At 37.5% G+C, this 19,079-nt stretch carries 18 protein-coding genes; 12 read left to right on the plus strand and 6 right to left on the minus strand.

Going from position 1 to position 19,079, the window contains the following annotated elements:
- Positions 1-2 precede the first annotated feature (2 nt).
- The 6 genes from O1D97_RS01205 to O1D97_RS01230 all read left to right on the plus strand — a co-directional run bounded on the left by O1D97_RS01205 (position 3) and on the right by O1D97_RS01230 (position 8,409).
- The gene (locus O1D97_RS01205) at positions 3-2,465 is read left to right on the plus strand and encodes an ABC transporter permease (RefSeq protein ID WP_269122079.1); all 2,463 of its coding nucleotides are present in this window, start codon (positions 3-5) and stop codon (positions 2,463-2,465) included.
- A gap of 13 nt (positions 2,466-2,478) precedes the next feature.
- Positions 2,479-4,809, plus strand: a complete 2,331-nt coding sequence (locus O1D97_RS01210; RefSeq protein ID WP_269122081.1) for a DNA polymerase II — start codon at positions 2,479-2,481, stop codon at positions 4,807-4,809.
- Positions 4,810-4,925: 116 nt separating this feature from the next.
- Positions 4,926-5,180 carry a hypothetical protein gene (locus tag O1D97_RS01215; protein WP_269122083.1) on the plus strand — a complete coding sequence of 85 codons (255 nt, stop codon included), beginning with the start codon at positions 4,926-4,928 and terminating at the stop codon, positions 5,178-5,180.
- A gap of 32 nt (positions 5,181-5,212) precedes the next feature.
- Entirely contained in the window at positions 5,213-7,513 is a 2,301-nt protein-coding gene (locus tag O1D97_RS01220; RefSeq protein WP_428981079.1) for an EAL domain-containing protein, read from the plus strand.
- Position 7,514: 1 nt separating this feature from the next.
- Entirely contained in the window at positions 7,515-8,153 is a 639-nt protein-coding gene (locus O1D97_RS01225; RefSeq protein ID WP_269122084.1) for a TetR/AcrR family transcriptional regulator, read from the plus strand.
- Positions 8,146-8,409: a glutaredoxin family protein gene (locus O1D97_RS01230; protein ID WP_269122086.1), complete on the plus strand. Its 264-nt coding sequence runs from the start codon at positions 8,146-8,148 to the stop codon at positions 8,407-8,409. Before O1D97_RS01225 ends, O1D97_RS01230 begins: the two co-directional genes overlap by 8 nt.
- A gap of 16 nt (positions 8,410-8,425) precedes the next feature.
- Here O1D97_RS01230 and O1D97_RS01235 read toward each other — a convergent pair whose 3' ends face one another.
- Both O1D97_RS01235 and O1D97_RS01240 read right to left on the minus strand, forming a co-directional pair.
- Positions 8,426-9,199, minus strand: a complete 774-nt coding sequence (locus O1D97_RS01235; RefSeq protein ID WP_269122087.1) for a TatD family hydrolase — start codon at positions 9,197-9,199, stop codon at positions 8,426-8,428.
- Positions 9,199-10,389: an EAL and HDOD domain-containing protein gene (locus O1D97_RS01240; RefSeq protein ID WP_269122088.1), complete on the minus strand. Its 1,191-nt coding sequence runs from the start codon at positions 10,387-10,389 to the stop codon at positions 9,199-9,201. Before O1D97_RS01240 ends, O1D97_RS01235 begins: the two co-directional genes overlap by 1 nt.
- A gap of 108 nt (positions 10,390-10,497) precedes the next feature.
- Between O1D97_RS01240 and O1D97_RS01245 the strand changes: the two genes are divergently transcribed.
- Complete coding sequence (locus O1D97_RS01245) at positions 10,498-11,433, plus strand: chemotaxis protein CheV (RefSeq protein WP_269122090.1); 936 nt, start codon at positions 10,498-10,500, stop codon at positions 11,431-11,433.
- A 78-nt stretch (positions 11,434-11,511) separates the two neighbouring features.
- On the opposite strand, the gene O1D97_RS01250 is transcribed toward O1D97_RS01245, so the two are convergent.
- On the minus strand, positions 11,512-12,135 hold the full coding sequence (locus tag O1D97_RS01250; RefSeq protein ID WP_269122092.1) for a UPF0149 family protein: 624 nt from the start codon (positions 12,133-12,135) through the stop codon (positions 11,512-11,514).
- A 93-nt stretch (positions 12,136-12,228) separates the two neighbouring features.
- Between O1D97_RS01250 and O1D97_RS01255 the strand changes: the two genes are divergently transcribed.
- The 5 genes from O1D97_RS01255 (at position 12,229) to O1D97_RS01275 (ending at position 16,261) form a co-directional block, all read left to right on the plus strand.
- Positions 12,229-13,989 carry a RecQ family ATP-dependent DNA helicase gene (locus O1D97_RS01255; protein WP_269122094.1) on the plus strand — a complete coding sequence of 587 codons (1,761 nt, stop codon included), beginning with the start codon at positions 12,229-12,231 and terminating at the stop codon, positions 13,987-13,989.
- Entirely contained in the window at positions 13,986-14,507 is a 522-nt protein-coding gene (locus O1D97_RS01260) for a SprT family zinc-dependent metalloprotease (protein WP_269122095.1), read from the plus strand. Before O1D97_RS01255 ends, O1D97_RS01260 begins: the two co-directional genes overlap by 4 nt.
- An 83-nt stretch (positions 14,508-14,590) precedes the next feature.
- Positions 14,591-14,746 (plus strand): hypothetical protein, encoded by a 156-nt coding sequence (locus O1D97_RS01265; protein WP_269122097.1) that lies wholly within the window; start codon positions 14,591-14,593, stop codon positions 14,744-14,746.
- Between the two features lie 103 nt (positions 14,747-14,849).
- Positions 14,850-15,698, plus strand: a complete 849-nt coding sequence (ttcA, locus tag O1D97_RS01270; protein ID WP_269122419.1) for a tRNA 2-thiocytidine(32) synthetase TtcA — start codon at positions 14,850-14,852, stop codon at positions 15,696-15,698.
- Positions 15,695-16,261 (plus strand): YfaZ family outer membrane protein, encoded by a 567-nt coding sequence (locus tag O1D97_RS01275; protein WP_269122099.1) that lies wholly within the window; start codon positions 15,695-15,697, stop codon positions 16,259-16,261. The genes ttcA and O1D97_RS01275 overlap by 4 nt, the downstream gene beginning before the upstream one ends.
- 66 nt (positions 16,262-16,327) lie before the next feature.
- Here O1D97_RS01275 and O1D97_RS01280 read toward each other — a convergent pair whose 3' ends face one another.
- The 3 genes from O1D97_RS01280 to hemN are packed head-to-tail and all read right to left on the minus strand — an operon-like array spanning position 16,328 to position 19,038.
- Positions 16,328-16,870 carry an adenine phosphoribosyltransferase gene (locus tag O1D97_RS01280; RefSeq protein WP_269122101.1) on the minus strand — a complete coding sequence of 181 codons (543 nt, stop codon included), beginning with the start codon at positions 16,868-16,870 and terminating at the stop codon, positions 16,328-16,330.
- Between the two features lie 23 nt (positions 16,871-16,893).
- Positions 16,894-17,652 carry a fumarate/nitrate reduction transcriptional regulator Fnr gene (gene fnr / locus O1D97_RS01285; protein WP_269122103.1) on the minus strand — a complete coding sequence of 253 codons (759 nt, stop codon included), beginning with the start codon at positions 17,650-17,652 and terminating at the stop codon, positions 16,894-16,896.
- A 27-nt stretch (positions 17,653-17,679) separates the two neighbouring features.
- On the minus strand, positions 17,680-19,038 hold the full coding sequence (gene hemN, locus O1D97_RS01290; RefSeq protein ID WP_269122104.1) for an oxygen-independent coproporphyrinogen III oxidase: 1,359 nt from the start codon (positions 19,036-19,038) through the stop codon (positions 17,680-17,682).
- Between the last annotated feature and the right edge of the window lie 41 nt (positions 19,039-19,079).

Here is a 19,079-nt window from a genome sequence, read left to right on the forward strand (position 1 = left end):
CAATGTTGGCTGTTAAACTGCTTATTAGAGAAATACGTAATGGCGATGTCCTGACGTTATTGTTCGCCTTAATTTTATCTGTATCGACCGTCACAGGAATTGATTTGTTTGTTGATCGCTTACAGACGTCCTTTACCATACAATCAGCAACCTTGCTGGCGGCTGATAGGGTTGTTAGAAGTAATACAGCGATTACCAATGAAAGAATGGAATATGCGAAAGAGCAAGGTTTAGAAACGGCACAGAAAACGTCTTTCTCATCCATGGTTTTTTCGAACGAAGGGTTACAGTTATCGCAATTATCTGCGGTGACGGGTAATTACCCATTAAGAGGAAGCTATTTGGTTGATGATGACTTGTTTGGCGCTGGCTACTCTGTTGAGGATGGTCCTAGTGAGGGCGATATTTGGGTGTCATCAAGACTGGCAAGCTTATTAGGTGTTGGTATAGGAGATGCGGTACAAGTTGGTGAAACTGATCTAACCATTCGTCATTATTTAGTACGAGATCCAGGTTCCACAGGGTCCGCTTTTGCGATTGCACCAAGGGCGGTGATTAACCAAGACGATTTATTAAAAACGCAAGTAATTCAACCAGGTAGCAGAGTGCGTTATTCGTTGTTACTTGCCGGTAATGAAGACGCCCTCAATCAATATGAAGCTTGGATTACGCCTAATTTAGAAAAAGGAGAGCGCTGGAGAACCCCTAAAAGTGGGGGGCAGGGCATTAATTCGGCTATAGAAAGAGCGGAATCATTCTTATTGTTAGCTGGGACCTTAGCCGTAGTTATGTCTGGTGTGGCTATGGCGTTAGCGTCTTCTCGTTATGTTCGACGACACCTCACACAAGTCGCTGTGATTAAAACATTAGGCGCTACCCCGAAAAAAATTGCACAACTATTATTGTCACAATTGGCTATTATTTTCTTAGTAGGTACGGGTCTTGGATTATTACTGGGTTGGCTTATACAGGAAGTGATTGCGTTAAGTTTAGCCAGTTTGTTATCGACCGTATTGCCTGCCGCATCAATTAGTAACTTATGGTTAGGGATGGTGACTGGCCTAATGTCACTCTTTGCCTTTTGTCTGCCATTACTGATGCGTTTATTTGATGTTTCTCCATTAACGGTTTTACATCCAGCAGGAAAAGTGCAATTAAAGTCATTGCAACTCTATATCATTGCGTTAACGGGTATGTATTTATTAATGGTTGTCTACACGGGTGGATTGCTATTACCAAGTATTATGATCGCAGCCATTTTTATGGTAGCCGTGGCCATTGGCATTATTGGTTATGGGCTTTTTAAGTTAGGTAGAGTGTTAACGTCTGGAGCGGTGAGTGGTTGGCAAATTGGCCTTGCTTCATTGCATCGTCGCTTGATGGGAAATTTATTCCAGCTGTTGGTGTTTACTTTAATTATCATGTTGGGGTTAATTTTAATTGGGGTGAAATCCAGTTTGATTTCTGATTGGCAAAGACAACTTCCTGTTGATGCGCCTAATCATTATTTATTTAATGTTCAAGAGGGCGAAGTTAAACAGATCTCTGACATAGCTGATAATTTACAAATACCGGTCAGTGAATGGTATCCAATGGTAAGAGGTCGAGTGGTTCAAATTAACGGACAGGATGCTGACTTACTTTATACATCTGATGATAAAGAACCTGAATTACTTTCAAGAGAAATGAATTTAACTTGGTCAAATGAATTGGCTGAAGATAATGTTTTGCTTGAAGGTGAGTTTGGTGGAAATGTGAATGGTTTATCTATTGAAGAAGAAGTCGCTAAAGAAATCGGGCTGAAAATTGGTGATACCTTGGGGGTGAAGATAGGCGGTTTAGACTACCAACTGCCTATTACGTCGATCCGAAGTGTGGATTGGAGTTCCATGAGGCCGAATTTTTACCTGATATTACCTCAAAGTATTTTATCAGACTTCCCTGCAAACTATGTAAGCAGCGTGTTTATTGACAAAGATAATGTTCAATCCTTTTATAAAAAAATGGCGGATTTCCCTACAGTATCCATGCTGAACGTGGGTGATTTAATTCAACAAATACAGCTCATTATCGCGCAAGTTTCTCAAGCCATTCAGCTTGTTTTGTTCTTTATCTTGTCTTCAGCGGTATTGGTATTGAATGCAAGTGTTAGGGCAAGTTTAGACGAAAGGCTAGAGGAAGGTGCACTATTAAGAACGTTGGGAGCAAGTAAAACCTTAATTCGCCAGTCAATGTTGGTGGAATTTGGGTTCCTTGGTTTCTCCGCTGGTGTTATTGGTGCTTTAGCGGCAGAATTAAGTTTGTTTGGTTTGCAAGTATTTGTGTTTGAGCTTGCTCCAAGCTTTCATCCCTTAATGTGGTTTTTAGGACCCATGACAGGCTTTGTTGTAGTATCAATTATTGGATTATATGCGGGTAAGTCTGTATTGACCGTGCCTCCAATGAGAATGCTGCGATCTTTATAAATAATAAGAGTTTATGCTGAAAACAGACGAAGGTTATATTCTTAGCCGTCATGCTAAGGATATAAAAGGTGTGGTTGAGATGTCTTACTGGGTAAAAACCGCCAGTAAGACAGTGCATGTGGTCCCTAATAAGCAGCATGTTGTTTTTTTTACGGACTTACAAGCTCAAAAGTTACTGGTCATGTTGAACATTCATTTTGAAAAACATGACTATTTAGATTTTCAGCATCGGCCAGTATTAACAGTATATTGTTCTAGTCTAAAACAAAGACATGATTTAATTCAGAGATTGAAACAAAATGGCTTTCCGGTTTATGAGGAGGATATCAAACCTCAAGATCGGTATTTAATGGAAAGGAGGATTCGCGGAGCAATATGTTTTATTGGTGAGTGTGACAGTACAAGCACTCATTACAACCAGGCTATTCTCAAACCAGCTAAAATAGATTCTCCCTTTAATCAGCCAGACTGGAAGGTTTGGTCTGTTGATATTGAAACCTCGGTTACGAATAACACCCTGCTCTCTATTGGCGTTGTTTCCAAGGACCTAGCGGCTGTGTTTGTTGTGAGCCTGACTCCTAATGAAGATCCACGCTGTTATTATTTCAAAGATGAAAAAAGCTTGTTGCTCGCATTTATGCGTTTTATCCGACTGCATAACCCTAATATTATCATTGGTTGGAATGTTATTGGGTTTGATATGGCGTTTATCGACCGCCGATGCCAAGCACTTGGGCTGAAACCTCAGTTTGGTGTGAATGGCGAATCTTGGTCACTGCGCTCATCGGAAAAAGAAGGGAAATACTTCATTACTATACCTGGACGGGTGGTGCTAGATGGTATTTCTTTATTGAAAGTGGGTGGTTACCATTTTGAATCCTACAGTTTAAATAATGTCAGCAAAGAAATTTTACAAGACCAAAAAACGCTTCATGGAAGTGGCCGTTGGCAAGAAATTGAAGCAATGCACGCTAACGATTTAACTAAATTTGTTGACTACAATATACAAGATTGTGATTTGGTCTTACGGATTTTTCAAAAATTAAAATTAATTGAATTACAACAAACACGTGCAGATTTGACTGGCATACCATTGGAGCAAACAGGAGGCTCGGTCGCGTCTTTTGAAAATCTCTACCTGCCAAGACTGCACCAAAGCGGTTTTGTTGGACCTGCTTGGAGTGAGGGTGAATTTCAGTCAAGTCCTGGCGGTTTTGTAATGAGTTCTATACCTGGCTTTTATAAAAATGTCTTAGTGCTGGATTTTAAAAGTCTTTATCCGAGTATTATACGAACCTTTAAAATTGATCCGCTGGCCAGGATAAGTCAACAAGAACCGAAGGTGGAAGGTTTCTTAGGGGCTAGATTCGCGGTTGCAGATGCGATCTTACCGATATTGATTGATGAGCTTGCACAAGCCCGTGAATTAGCAAAAGCTCAAGACAATAGTATCTTAAGTTACGCGATTAAAATCATTATGAACTCCTTCTATGGTGTTTTAGGGTCTAATGTATGCCGCTTTTATCATGCGGAATTGGCTAGCTCTATTACCATGAGAGGCCATCAAATTCTAGAGCAAACGAAGCAGTGGATAGAAGCATTTGGCGGAAAGGTTATTTATGGTGACACTGATTCCGTGTTTGTTGTTTTAGATGATAAGTTTGCTCCCCATGAGATTAATCAGCAAGGTAAAAAGTTATGCACCTTGATTAATGATAAATGGATGGATTATTGTCGCACTGAGCATCAAACTCGATCATATTTAGAGCTAGAATTTGAAACCTGTTATGAACGGTTTTTTATGCCAACCATTCGAGGGCAAGAAGAGGGTAGTAAAAAACGCTACGCAGGTATGTCTAATGGTGCGCTTATTTTTAAAGGTCTAGAAGCCGCCCGAAGTGATTGGACACCATTAGCAAGACGATTCCAAAAAGCCTTGTTTCAACAGGTGTTCACGGATAAGGACCCGATAGAGTTTATTCGAGACACTATTAGTCGTCTTGAAACAGGAGAGTTTGATCAGGAGCTCATTTATTCTAAACGTCTTAGCCGTCCTATCGATTCTTATCAAAAAGTCATTCCTCCGCATGTGAGAGCGGCTAAAATGAAAGAACAATATAATATTGAGCAAGGCTTAGGGCGTGAATTTCATGAGGCAAAAAAACGGATAGAATATTTTTATCGACGTTCGGGAGTCGTACCTTATCAGGCGGGTCAGGACCTAGTAGATATTGATTATGACCATTATATTGAAAAACAAATTACCCCGATTGCAGACAGCATTTTAACTCACTTTCATACAAGTGTAGATAACTTATTATCTAAGCAGCTGGGATTAATATAATATTGATTATAGCTTTGTTTTAAAAGGCTAGATAGGGAGTTGTTTTTAAAACAAACGTTGCGCTAAGACTGGTTCTTCGTTATAAGTACACTTGCCTTTAGTAAGGACATTGTCGCGTGAAAGTAACAGACTTTAAAATTATTTCTTTTATATTTGCCCTTGTTGTCTCTATTTTTTTGTTAGAGATGCCTTCTTTAGCAACCCCTACCTCAACGACTATCAATAGTATTGATGCTTTTCTATATGTGGATAAAGCAAACAAAGAGACTATTGAGACCCTATTACCAAAAAGTCGCTCTTTAGAGTGGGAAACACTTGGTTCTGATATTTCTAATTTGAATTTTGGGTATTCTAATTTTTTTATTGGATAAAAATAAAAAATTTCCCGAAGAATATAGAGTTTATAAATTTAGAATACTCTCTTATAGATGTTGTTGAATTCTATGAAGTTAGTAATAATATGTTGGTTAACCAAGTTATTACCGGTGATACGTTACCGTTTTCAACACGCTTTATAAAAAACAATACCTTTACTTTCCCATTGTCGAATAAAAATACTGATTCTGAATTGTATGTAAAAGTTTATTCAGAAGGAATACTTAAGCTTCCGTTTAATTTATACACATTGAATCAAGTTTCTGAAAAAATTAAAAAAGATTCTATTCTAATTGGAACCTATGTTGGATTTATGATCTTTGCAATCATAGGTTGTTTGATTGTCTTGGGTATAACAAAAAATGATAACTTTATCTATTTTTCCCTCTATTTTTTCATATTATTAATTAATGGGCTGAATTTTAAAGGTATGCTTTTTCAATGGGTATGGCCGTCTCATCCAGAGTTTAATAAATATACTACTAATATAATCTGTTTTGTTTTGGCCTATAGCCAATTGCTATTTGTTGAAAAGTATTTACGTATAGTAAACGTCTGGCAAAGTAATTTTTTATACTATTTAAAACTCATTTCGCTATCGGCACTGTGTTTCTCTTTCGCGCCAGGACTATATTCATTAGTTAGTGTGTTTGGTATTTTCTTTATTGTACTTGTGACTTTTTTATGCTGGTTTTTATCTGTTTATTATTATTTGAAGAAAACAGGGGATCGTCAAAAAGAGTTGTATTTTGTGCTTGCTTGGTTGTCTTATGGTGTTGGCTTAGCGTCAGTAATATTGGATTCAACTGGAATCCTTCCAATATTAAATAATACGGCTATGTATGTGGTGTTAGCTTATTCTATGCAGGTTGTTTTTCTGGTTGCCACCATTGTAGATAACTATGAAAAATCAAGAAAAAATGGAATTAAAGAAGCTAGAAACAGTGTTCGAGAGCTTGAGCAAAGACAGATTATTGAGCGGCATATGCTATTCAAAGCGACGCATGATAGCATTTCATTGTTGCCTAAGAAACAGGTTTTGTTGCAAAACTGGACTGTGATTAAAGAATATATACCAACCAATAGAAGTGTTAATGTAGTGATTGTTCATTTTGAGGGATATTATTCTGTCGTCCTAGCTTATGGGCAAGAAGTTGCTGATATTTTAGTATCAAACTTACATGAACGTATAAAAAAAGAAGTCATGCATAACAAGCAATTTTCCATCGTAGATTACGACTGGAATAATGATAAGGTGGTTGTTTTAGACTCATTAGATGTTTGCTTAGTTTATGTCGCACAAGAAGGTGAAGAGGTCGCTGAAAACCTTTTACATTTACACAAAAAAGTGAGTAAGCCGTTTAGCTATCAGGATGTCCATTTAGATGTAGAAATTACTTTGGGTGTCAGTGAATTAGCCGGTTCTGAGCATATATCATCCGCTGTTAGAAAAGCGCAAGTAGCATCAAAAGAATCGTGCCACCGAAAAATTGCATTATTAGAATACCAACATACTTTAGGTCATGATCCCGAATATACAAATATTTTACTTTCAAAATTTAAAAAAGCTTTAGAAAATGATGGTTTGAATTTGGCATATCAGCCTCAAATCAACACGACTAATGGTGTCCTTTATGGTGTTGAGGCTTTATTGAGGTGGTCTGATGATGAAGAGGGCATAATGTCGCCTGATATCTTTATTCCAATTATTGAACAAAGTTCGTTAATCAATGACCTAACAAAATTTGTCATTAAAAATGCTTTTCAATTTTACAAAAATCACGTTGAGCTATTCAAAGAAGAAATACAGTTATCCATTAATTTATCCGCTAGAAACTTTCTGGATAGAAACTTGATGAAATACGTTTCACACTATTTAATCGAATACGATGTTGAGCCTAAAAATATAACATTTGAACTCACGGAAACGGTTTTTTTAGGAGATTTGGAAACAAGCAAAAAAATATTTAATAAGTTGCTAGATTTAGGCGTTAATATTGCGCTAGATGATTTTGGTACTGGATATTCATCTTTAGTGTATTTAAGAGAGCTGCCATTTGCTGAATTGAAAATTGATAAAGGCTTTTTAGTAAAAGATTTTCATACCAAGCAAGGCGCTGGTCTAGTCAGAGCCGCCATTGATTTGGGTAACAGTTTGGATATGTTGGTGGTTGCTGAAGGTGTTGAAAGTTTGGCGTTGGCGAAGCAGCTGAAATTATATGGATGCACTTTGTGTCAAGGGTACTATTTTGCTAAGCCGATGCGTGAAAGTGACTTCATTGAATGGTATCGTACTTATGATGCAAGTAAGAATGTATTAGAGGGATAAAGTGGGAAACAAGCGTTTACATACCTTAGACACACTCAGAACAGCACTTCAAAAATTACTATTAACACATCCGTGGGATGACGTTAGCGTACAAATGATTGCAGAAGCGGGGGAGGTAAGCGTGGGCACCTTCTATAACTATTTTGATTGTCGACATGAAGCTTTAATGGACTTGAAAGCTGAACTTACCAATGTGTTAAAGGGAGACCTGATTTTTTTATTAAAAACATATGCTTATTCTTCTGAAAAACTGACCATCTTAATTAAGTACTTTACATTACTATCGAATAGCGAATCGACTTGGTCTTACTATCTTTACAGTGGTAGTGCTTATTCTGATCGGTTAGATAATGGTATTAAAGACATTCTTACGTGCTTGATTTTAGAAGGTATTAAACAGAAGAGAATGGATGTATCTGATGTGGACCAGGCGGTACATTTTATTGAGGCTGGTTTATTTTCGCATGCTAAAAGAGGAGTAAATCAAATCGATTCTTTGATTGATTTGGTTTTGATTATGTTAGGGGTATCGACTGAGGAGCGACAACAGGTTTTCAGTATTGTCTGCCCAATTACGCCATTATCTCAACTTCCAATGTCAATCCTAACTTCAAGTCGACCAGAGGCAATATATGAATAACCGGTTAACGTTGTACGGCACGCTAGGATGTCATTTGTGTGATGAAGCAAAGCAAGAAATTTTAAAATCGATGGCTAAAGAGGTAGACATCGATTATGTTGATATTGCTAATGATACTTCTCTTTTTGAGTTGTATGGAACTAAGATTCCAGTGCTAGAAATGGCTGGTACTCAATTGTATTGGCCTTTTACCTCTAAAGATGTTGATGCTGTAGTGGGTGTAACTTTAAATAAACGCCGTCGATATTTACGTTAATTTTAATCGATTTCGATTATTTAATAGTGAATAATTTTTGTGCGTTTGCTGTTGTTATCGCCTTTATTTCTTCTTCAGACTGACCTCTAATTGATGCAAGTGCAGCGATGATATAGGGCAGATATTTTGGATGGTTTTTCTTGGGACGAGGCCGAATTGTTCTTGGAATTAAGTAGGGTGAGTCGGTTTCAATTAATAGCCTGTCATTAGGGATGTACTTGACGGCTTCTTGTAAATCTTGTCCTCGGCGTTCATCGCATAACCAACCTGTTACTCCAATGTAGAGGTTTAAATCTAAATAGCGTGTTAGCGTTCTCGTGTTGCCAGTAAAACAGTGAATGACTCCCTTTGTAGGGATATGGTTTGAGAGGGTATTGATTAATACATCTTCCGCTTCTCTTTCATGTAAATAGAGAGGCAAGTCTTTTTCTTGAGCGATCAGAATTTGCTCGTTGAAAGCAAAAATTTGCTCTTCGATTGTTGAGTAATTTCTATTAAAATCTAAACCGGTTTCTCCTATTGCAATAGGAGATGAATTATTAATGAGGTTAAGTGTGGCTTGTTTTGAGTCTCGATCCCATTCACTGGCATGGTGTGGGTGACAGCCGATAGTGTAATGGATAGGAGAGTGTGGGTATTGTTTTGATATTGACACTAATTCATTTGCTTCTGTCAGATTGGAGCTGATGGCGACAACACTAGAGATATTTGCGGTTTGTAACTCTAATGAAAAGTCATTAATATTTTCTAACTTGATTATGCTGTTTAAATTCACGCCGATATCAATCATTAAAATTTTAGCTCTCGTGTTTTGTTAAGGCTATCAATATACATGTCTTTTAATTTTTCTTTGTTTAGTTTTTTATTATCAAAGCCTGAGAATGAAATGTTATGCCATTGTCCTGATTCATATAAACAGACCACATTTAAAATCTTTCCTAATAGCCCATTATGATGCATTAATGCTTCATTCATTTCAGCGGTTAAGGGCAAGTCTTTTAATAAGTTTTCCATATTTTCATTAAAAAACACAGGGAGGTAAGAAAATAACCCCGTAATAAAAGCGCCTTCTGTCTTTGGGCAAAGTAATGTTGCCAAGGATTGGGTGAAGAATGCACGAGAAATAGCCATTCTATACAAACAATCTGGCTTGCCATCAACAGAGGTAAGAAGGGCCATGCCAAACCATTTAGCAAGGTCTCTTAAACCAATTACCTCTAATGCTCTTTGCACATTGGTGATGTTAAAATTTCGATAGTACATCGCGGATTTGGTTAACTTAATTATTTTATAAGAAACAGTGCTGTCTGTTTCTATTGTAGCCGCAATGTCGCCCAAATTTACTAAAGGTGAGTCAATTAACATCAGAACTTTGGAGACCAGTGTTTTATAAACCGGGACTTTGTTTCCTTTGACATCTTCTCGTATATTAAGTAAGTCCCCTGAGAATAAATTGATTTTGGTTAGTTTGGTTATTTTGTCTAATTGTTGCTTAATGCATAAATCAGTAATAATAAAGTGCAGCTTATTCAGCTTTTGTGAATTCGCGTATTCGACTAAATTAGTCATCCCATAAGATTCAGCACTCAGCTTTATATAACGAAAGAAGGCGAGCTCTTCTTCTGTTAGTGCTTCTACATCAGGATTGATTAAACCAAATTGATACCCCCCTAAAAGTAAGTTTTGTAAAAAAGGGGCCGCTTCTTGAATTTCATATCGTGTAGCATGAAAGCAAATAATAATATTATTGATAGGTAACGCAGGTACAGACTGAATGTTTTGGATGTCGATATCAATAAATATAGGTTTATGTTCGGTGACACTGTCAATTGGAAGGTCAAGAAATAGTGATGTTAAAATTGCACTAACTTCGCTTTTTTGATGTAAAGACTTATGCGCAAGTAGTAATTGAAATGCGTATATTTTATATTGAGAGTCTAGTATGGCTTGTCTAGCGAATAGAACCGTTTCTTGTTTCATTAGAGTCTCTAGTAAAAAATTGAAATAAATGACAGTTAATCGTTACCAATTACAATATCCAGTTTATAATACATCTATAACGCTGGGAAATTTAGTTTGGAGTAAATTATGGCTGGTATGTTAGATGCCGTGGACCAAAGAACGCAGTTGGTGGGCGAAAACAGGCTCGAATTGCTTATGTTTAGACTTAATGGTCTGCAAATGTTCGCAATTAACGTTTTTAAAGTTCAAGAAGTTGTCCAGTTACCAAAACTGAATTTAATGCCCCATAGACATGACTCAGTGGGTGGTGTTACGCATTTTAGGGGTAAAACTATACCTGTCATAGATTTATCTCAATCTATTGGTATGAGACCTTTATCGAAAGACCAGTCCTGTAATCTGATTGTGACGGAGTACAATAATTCTGTTCAAGGCTTCATGGTTGGTGAAGTTGATCGTATTATAAATATGAATTGGAACGAAATTTTGCCACCCCCCGATGGCGTTGGAAGACAAAATTATTTAACAGCGATTACTAAGATAAATGAGAGAATTGTTGAAATTATAGATGTAGAAAAAGTCTTAGCTGAAATTTCACCTTACAATACGGCAATTAGCGATCATATTGTTGATAAAGATCTATTGTCTATGGCGACAGGTCTAGAGGTTTTAGTGGTTGATGATTCTTCTGTTGCCCTCGCTCAATGCCAAGCAACATTAGACTTTTTAGGTATTAAGGTGCACACCGCGACTGATGGTAAGAAAGGACTTGAGCTACTAAAGAAATGGGCAGATCAAGGGGAGAATGTTCCAGATAAATTACTTATGTTGATCACGGATGCGGAAATGCCTGAAATGGACGGTTACCGGTTAACGAAAGAAATTCGAGAGGATTCGCGCCTCAAAGGCTTACATATTGTTTTGCATACATCATTGAGTGGCAGTTTCAATAAAGCCATGGTGCAGAAAGTGGGTTGTGATGACTTCCTTTCTAAGTTTCAACCTGACAAATTAGCGACCGTCATTCAGGATCGCATGAGAACGGTAGTGTGTAGTGACTAAGGCATATAATAAATGACAGCGCTTTATCTATAAAGGTAAAAGCCCGATATTAACTTGGTACCGGGCTTTTCTTTTTTGCTATTTTTTCTTGCTGTGTTTTGATCTATTTGGCTTTCTTGAATGCGTTTTCTTTTCTGGCTCTGTCCTAAGAAGTAAGAACAAATCGGTAACGACTTCTGGAATCTGATTAATACAAGATTGGGTTAGTTTGTCAGATTTTCGAATTTCAATAATTTCTTCATCATCAAATAAATCTGATGCAACCATCATAGGTAATAACAATTCAGCAATTTGTTCTTCTTTGTCGGATGCAAACCAATTGCTTTCAGTTAAGAAGACGCCTTCCATAAAACCACTGGCCCATTCCTGTAGTTCACTTAGTTCATCTTCGGATTCTGACATGGAAAGTTCACATGGCACTAAGAAATCATCTTCAGACTCTAACTCTTTTGCAATGTCTTTTTTAAGACGAGTTAAATAACTTGTGATTGTTTCCTCTTCTTTCTCTGAAGAAAAAGAGGGTTTTTCTTCAAACACAATCGGAATCCATGTGCTGTCAGGTGTAATAGATGGGCAAATAGCTAATGCAGTCAGAAAACCATGTGCAGTTATGAAATTATGGCATTCTTCGTGGACAGCATCTGAGTCTAAAAACAGCTCTAATGTCTCCAATTCTAAATCATCAAGTGTTTGATGTATCATTATTTGTCTTCCTCAATAAATGAACTTGCAGTTTATCTAATTACACAGTGAAAATCGATGTCGTTTTAGTCTGAATTATGGATAATTCAATCTATGGATAATACTCAAGCATTGTTATTAAAATTTGGCTTTAAAAACTTTAAGCCTTTACAAAAAGAAGCGATAGATTTCATTCTTGCCGATAAGGATGTATTACTGATCTCTCCAACAGGTGGTGGTAAATCATTAGTTTATCAAATGTCTGCTTTATTGAAGAACGGTGTTGGTATAGTTGTCAGCCCTTTACTTGCGCTCATGAATCAGCAGGTAGAGTACTTAAAGTCGATTGGCGTCAAAGCCGAATTTTTAAACTCTTCGCTAAACCCTGGAGAACAGGATGACTTAATCTGGGCGCTACGAAATAATCAAGTCGATTTGCTGTATTTATCTCCTGAAAAGCTCATTCAACCGTCCGTAATTGGGTTTTTGTCTTACCTGGAAGTGTCGGTATGTGCTATTGATGAGGCGCACTGTATTACACAATGGGGGGACGGCTTTCGCCCAGAATACAGTCAACTCAATATCATAAAAGAGCACTTTCCTAATGTTCCTGTTATTGCGATGACCGGAACGGCGGATATTGAAACACAGACTGAAATCATTAAATCCTTGTCTTTGCACTCTCCTGAAGTTTTAGCGGAGAGTTTTAATCGAAAAAACATTGAAATGATGATTTCCCAGAAAAAGCAATCTTTTAAGCAGCTTTTGTATTTCTTGGTGCATGAGGTTGCGGGCGAATCAGGTATTATTTATTGTCGTTCAAGAAAAAATGTTGAAGTCTTGTCTAGAAATCTTAAGGACTTAGGGTTAACTAGCTACTTTTATCATTCTGCGTTATCGGCTCGTGAGAAGGAGAACAGTGCGAATTCTTTTTTTGCTGATCAAAGCGCGATTATGGTGGCCACAACGGCGTTTGGTATGGGGATTGATAAGACCAATATACGTTTCGTCGTGCATATGGATTTGCCGACCAGTATCGAATCTTACTATCAGGAAATTGGCCGTGCTGGTCGTGATGGTTTACCCGCGAAGGCGGTTCTCTTTTACGGTCTACAGGATTTTATCAAGCTGGCTCAGTTTGAAAAAGATGCTGCATTTCAGAGAAACCCCGTCGATAATGTTAAATCAACACAGCTTTTTAATTTTTTGGAGAGCAGAGGGTGTCGGCGTAAGGCATTATTACTAAAATTCAATGAGTCTATAGAAAATTGTGGAAATTGTGATCGTTGTAAACATGTTTCTTCAGAGCAAAATGCAACGGTTGCTGCGCAAAAAATACTTTCACTAATTTACCACACAAAGGGACGAGTAGCGGTTTCTACGCTTATTCATATTCTTCATGGAAAAATAACGCGCAAAGTTAAAGACATTCAAGGTATGGAATTAAGTTTATTCGGCAAAGGAAAAGAATTATCTGATATTGGTTGGAAGTCACTTATTAGAAAGCTGTTTGCCGAAGACTGTCTAAAAGTGTCGGGGGAGTTTGGGACTGAATTTGTATTAACTCAAAAGGCTAAGCCCGTCTTAAGAGGTGAAATACAGATTATCATCAGTAAGGACTTTCATTTACCCTCCATGAAAGATGCAACCATTGAGCCTGAAGCGGCGTATTGGATTGAAATTATGAAATGGTATTATGCCAATAGTCATACTTCTATTTTTAGTCTGAAGCAGCTTAGGACGATTTCTGAAGATGCCCCAAAAACGTTAGCGTCAATGAGTCGCTTAACAGGTATACCTATTAGTCACCTTAATGAGAATGATGCGCAAGGTTTGTTTGATATCTTGAATGGGAAAACGGTGTCAATCTCATGACAAGAGCAAATAGGCAGGCTATTGGCTTGAGTAATGATATGGACTTGCTAAGGGCAAGAGCGGTACTGAAAACCTATCATACGTTAGCTGAAAATTATTTTGGTCGGGAATTTGAGCTTCCGATAATCAACTTTAAACAAAAAGGGCGAGCCGCTGGGACGGCTCATCTCAGTAAAAATGAAATTAGACTTAACTATTTTATGTTCCAACAAAATCCTGATGCCTTTCTTGAAGAAGTTGTGCCCCATGAGTTGGCGCATTTGATTGCATTTACCTTATATGGACCAAGAATAAGACCTCATGGAATAGAGTGGAAGCTTGTCATGATAAGAGCGCTTTCTCGAATTCCATCTAGAACGCATAATTTTGCCACACCCAAGCCTGATCAATTGTTTGATTATCGTTGTGCTTGTCAAGAACATCAATTGACTATTAGAAGGCACAATAAAATTTTGAAAGGTACTGTCTACCTTTGCAAAAAGTGTCGTGAACCCCTTAAAAATATTGAATATCACTAATCATTTTCTTTAATCTTTTGATCTGGATCAAGTTTGAGGATATTATTCGTCCGCTTTTTTAATCTTTCCTGAGGAGATCTGGGATGAAGAACTTACTTAAATTATTTATGGGATTCGGTCTTGGTGCAGTAACGGCCGTTGTTATTGATGTTGCTCCGATGATGGTTCCTGCTCTGTTAGGCGTAATGGCGGCTATTGTAGTCTTAGATTCTATTTCTGACACCAAAGCATCAGCTTAATCAATCTATTTACATTTCTTTTTCACAGCAGGCCGTATTTTTTAATGCGAGTAAATGGGGCATGCTGTAGAATGCCTATCGTCTAAATTATTGCGTGTTTGTGATGGAACTTTCAACGAAACCTAAAGAAAAGATCGAATTTAATAAGCTTCAGAAGAAACTCAGAAGGTTAACTGGTCAAGCGATTGCTGACTTCAATATGATTGAAGAGGGCGATAAAATAATGGTGTGTTTATCTGGTGGTAAAGATTCTTACACTATGCTTGAAATTCTTCGTAATCTTCAAGCAAGTGCACCAATCAATTTTAGTCTTGTTGCTGTCAATCTAGATCAAAAACAGCCAGGTTTTCCTGAGCATATTTTGCCAAACTATTTAGAAGCCGAAGGTGTTGATTTTCATATTTTGGAGCGCGACACTTATAGCATCGTCAAGGAATTAGTCCCTGAAGGTAAGACGACATGTGGTTTATGTTCTAGATTAAGACGTGGATCGCTCTACGGATTTGCTGATCAAATAGGTGCAACCAAAATTGCTTTGGGGCACCATAGAGATGACATTTTAGAGACATTATTTCTGAATATGTTCTTTGGAGGGAAGCTCAAGGCAATGCCGCCTAAGCTATTAAGTGATGACGGTAAGCATATGGTTATTCGTCCTCTTGCATACTGCAAAGAAAAAGATATTGAAAAATTCTCTAAAATGAAGGAATACCCAATTATTCCTTGTAATTTGTGTGGATCTCAAGAAAACCTACAGAGACAGGTTATCAAAGATATGTTGCAAAAATGGGATCTTGAGTACCCTGGTAGAACAGATACATTATTCACTAGTATTCAAAACGTTGTGCCATCTCATTTAGCTGATACTTCTTTGTTTAGCTTTACGGAATTAGAAAAAAAGAAGACGAATTTGATCGTCTTAACATTATTTCTCTATAGGACTTATTTATGATATTTAAAAAATGGTCATTATCAATTGCTACCGGATTCTTTTTGTCTATGAGTGCATCGGCAGCAACATTTGAAGGCAGCCTGTCTGATCAATCTATTAAAGCAGACATTAGTGTGAGTAAAGATAGCTATTTCCTTGATATAGGTGGCATGCATGATACCAAAGACGGGAGCTATGGTTATATCGGTGCTCACATTGAAGACAAGGACAATAGCAAAGACTATCCAGTTCAAATAGGTTTAGGCGCTAGATTATTAGCCGTTGACGCGGATTTAAGCGGTAACGATTCAGGTATTGCGATTGGTCTTGGTGGTTTTTATCGTTATACCTTACCAAAAGCCAATCGCTTTAGTTTATACGCCTCCTTTTATTATGCGCCTCAAATTCTGTCTTTTGATAATATAGATAAGTTGTATCAAGCAGAGGTTCGTGGTGAATACCGCACATTGAAAAATGCAAAAGTGTTTCTTCGTTATGGACTCACTAGTGTTGACTACAGTAAGTTTAGCTCTAGCCATAAAATGAATGATAGTTTTGGATTAGGAGTCTCACTAGATTTTTAATGTAGACCAGTGAAAAATAAAAAAGGTGCCCAATAGAGGCACCTTTTTATTGCTCTCGATTTTTATTTATTCGCCATCAAAAGCGCATAAACTGAAAACAGGAATCTCGGCATCACGAATCTTTTGACTGCCTTGTAAATCTGGTAAGTCGATAATAGCGGCCACTTCTTTGATGCTTGCGCCTTGAGATGTGAGTAAGGATATAGCTGCAAACAAGGTGCCACCTGTAGCAATTAAATCATCAAACAATAGTATGTTATCACCTTCGGCTACTGCTCCCTCTTGAATCTCTAGTTCTGCCTCTCCATATTCAAGTGCATAGCGTTGAGAAATAGTTTTTCCTGGTAACTTGCCTTTCTTACGAATTAAAATAAGTGGTTTTTGTAATTCGTAAGCAAGAACGGCGGCAATCAAGAAGCCACGGGCATCAATACAAGCAATGTGAGTGATGTCAGAGGCAATGTATCTATGCACATACGCATCGACTACCATTCTCATACCCTTAGGGTCACTAAAAATAGGTGTAATATCTCTAAAACTAATGCCTTCTTTAGGCCAATCTTCAATGGTGGTAATTAGTGATTTAATATAAAAATCATCATAAAGCATACAATTTATCGCCTTAGGTTGTGTTAAACAACCTCAATTTTAGCACACTCTTCTGTAATCCCGACCAATTTTTGCATCTCAGGCAAGTTGACAATTGCAATCTCTTTGCCATCTACATGAATCAAACCGCTTTTTTGGAAGCGAGTCATCACTCGGCTAACGGTCTCCACGGCCAAGCCCAAATAATTTCCGATTTCTCCGCGAGACATAGCCAATCTAAATGAAGTGGCAGAATAGCCTCTGCGTTTGAAGCGGCTGCTTAGATTCATAAGTAAAGAGGCAACCTTTTCATCGGCATTCTTTTTGCCTAGTAATACCATCATTTGTTGATCGTCACAGATCTTACGGCTCATTACTTTAAAAATTTGATGTTTTAGAGAAGGTATTTGACTAGAAAGCGATTCAAGGTGTGAGAAGGGTATTTCGCAGACGCTGGTGGTTTCCAGTGCTTTTGCGGATACAGGGTAAGTGTTGCTGTCAATACCACTCAAGCCCACGAGCTCGCTAGGGCAGTAAAAGCCTGTAATTTGCTCTTCTCCACTATTCGTAATGTTAAAGGTTTTGAGGGTCCCTGTTCTTACGGCATAGACTGAACTAAACTCTTCTCCTTGATGGAATAGAACTTCGCCTTTTTTAAGCGGCTTTTTCCTTTCTATTATTTGATCAAGGCGATTAACGTCTTCATCTGCTAATGAAATAGGTAAGCATAAAGCGCTAAGGCTACAGCTTTGACATTGAGAGGTCAGCTTGCTATTAAAGCGAGTGGATTGTAACGATGACATAAAAAACTCCCTGAACGAGTTGTTCTATTAAATTACTTTTGAATAACGAATACCATTATTCAAGTATTGATCGAAAATCATGCAAACACAGCGAATTAGTAACCTTCCTGTATCTGTGACTTGAAGTTTATTGTGGTCCAATTTAACAATATTATCTTTCTCTAATTTATGTAACTCTACTATTTCTTTAGCAAAGTAACTATCAAAAGAGACGTTAAATTTGAGTTTTAGTTCTTCTAGGTTTAGCTCAAAATGACAAATCAATGACATGATTACGAACTGTCTGACGAGATCCTCTTCTGTTGAAATGTATCCTTTAACTATCGGTAGTTGGCCATTCTCAATGGCTTTTTGATACATTTCTAAATTTACATGATTCTGAGTATAGGTATTATTGAAATTACTAATAGCGGAAGTGCCAAAAGCAATCAGATCTGTTTCATCATGGGTTGTATACCCTTGAAAATTGCGCTTCAATTCCTTGTTTTTTTGAGCAATAGTGAGTGAGTCGCTTTTCTTGGCAAAATGATCCATACCGATGTGAATATAGCCTGCTTCTGATAATCTTTCAGAAATTCTTTTTAGCATGGCAAGCTTTGTAGATGCATTGGGTAAAGAGGTGTCTAAGATACGTTTTTGAGATGGGAACCTTTCTGGTAAATGCGCATAGTTAAAAATAGATAAGCGATCGGGGCTCATCTCAATGACGATATCTAATGTCCTTTCAAATGATTCAACTGACTGAAATGGTAATCCATATATGAGATCGAAATTGATAGAGCGAAAACCCAAATCTCTAGCTTGTTCTAAAAGTTCTGATACAAGATTAACGGATTGCGATCTATGGATTGCTTTTTGTACTCTTTCATCAAAGTCTTGAATCCCTAAACTCAATCGGTTAAAGCCTAGCTTTCGTAAGCAAGTTAACTTCTCTAAATTAATTTCTCTTGGATCTACCTCTATACTGTAATCGCCAGAGTCGTCGTCTAATAAATTGAAATATTGATGAATAGTGTTAAATAGCGTTTTAATCGATTCGCAGGATAGGAAGGTAGGTGTGCCGCCGCCAAAATGTAATTGTGTGACGGGTCTATCGTTTTGAATCATTAATGACCTGAGCCTAAGTTCTTCTTCTAATAATTCAATGTATTCACGGCCTTTGTCATATTGTTTAGTGACAATTTTATTGCAGGCGCAGTAGTAACAAAGGTGGGCACAAAAAGGAATGTGAAAATATAGGCTTAGCGGCTTTGACGAAGGAGTAAGCATTTTTTCAATTAACGCTATTTTACTGATTTCAGTACTAAATTGTGGTGCAGTAGGGTAAGACGTATATCGAGGCCCAGATAAGTTATATTTTTCAATTAACTCTGTGTTCCAAAGCATGTCGTTTTCCTATTAAAAATTTTAATAGTAGTTTAACGGTT

Origin of the sequence: Marinomonas phaeophyticola (assembly GCF_026966905.1) — a bacterium.
Classification (GTDB): domain Bacteria; phylum Pseudomonadota; class Gammaproteobacteria; order Pseudomonadales; family Marinomonadaceae; genus Marinomonas; species Marinomonas phaeophyticola.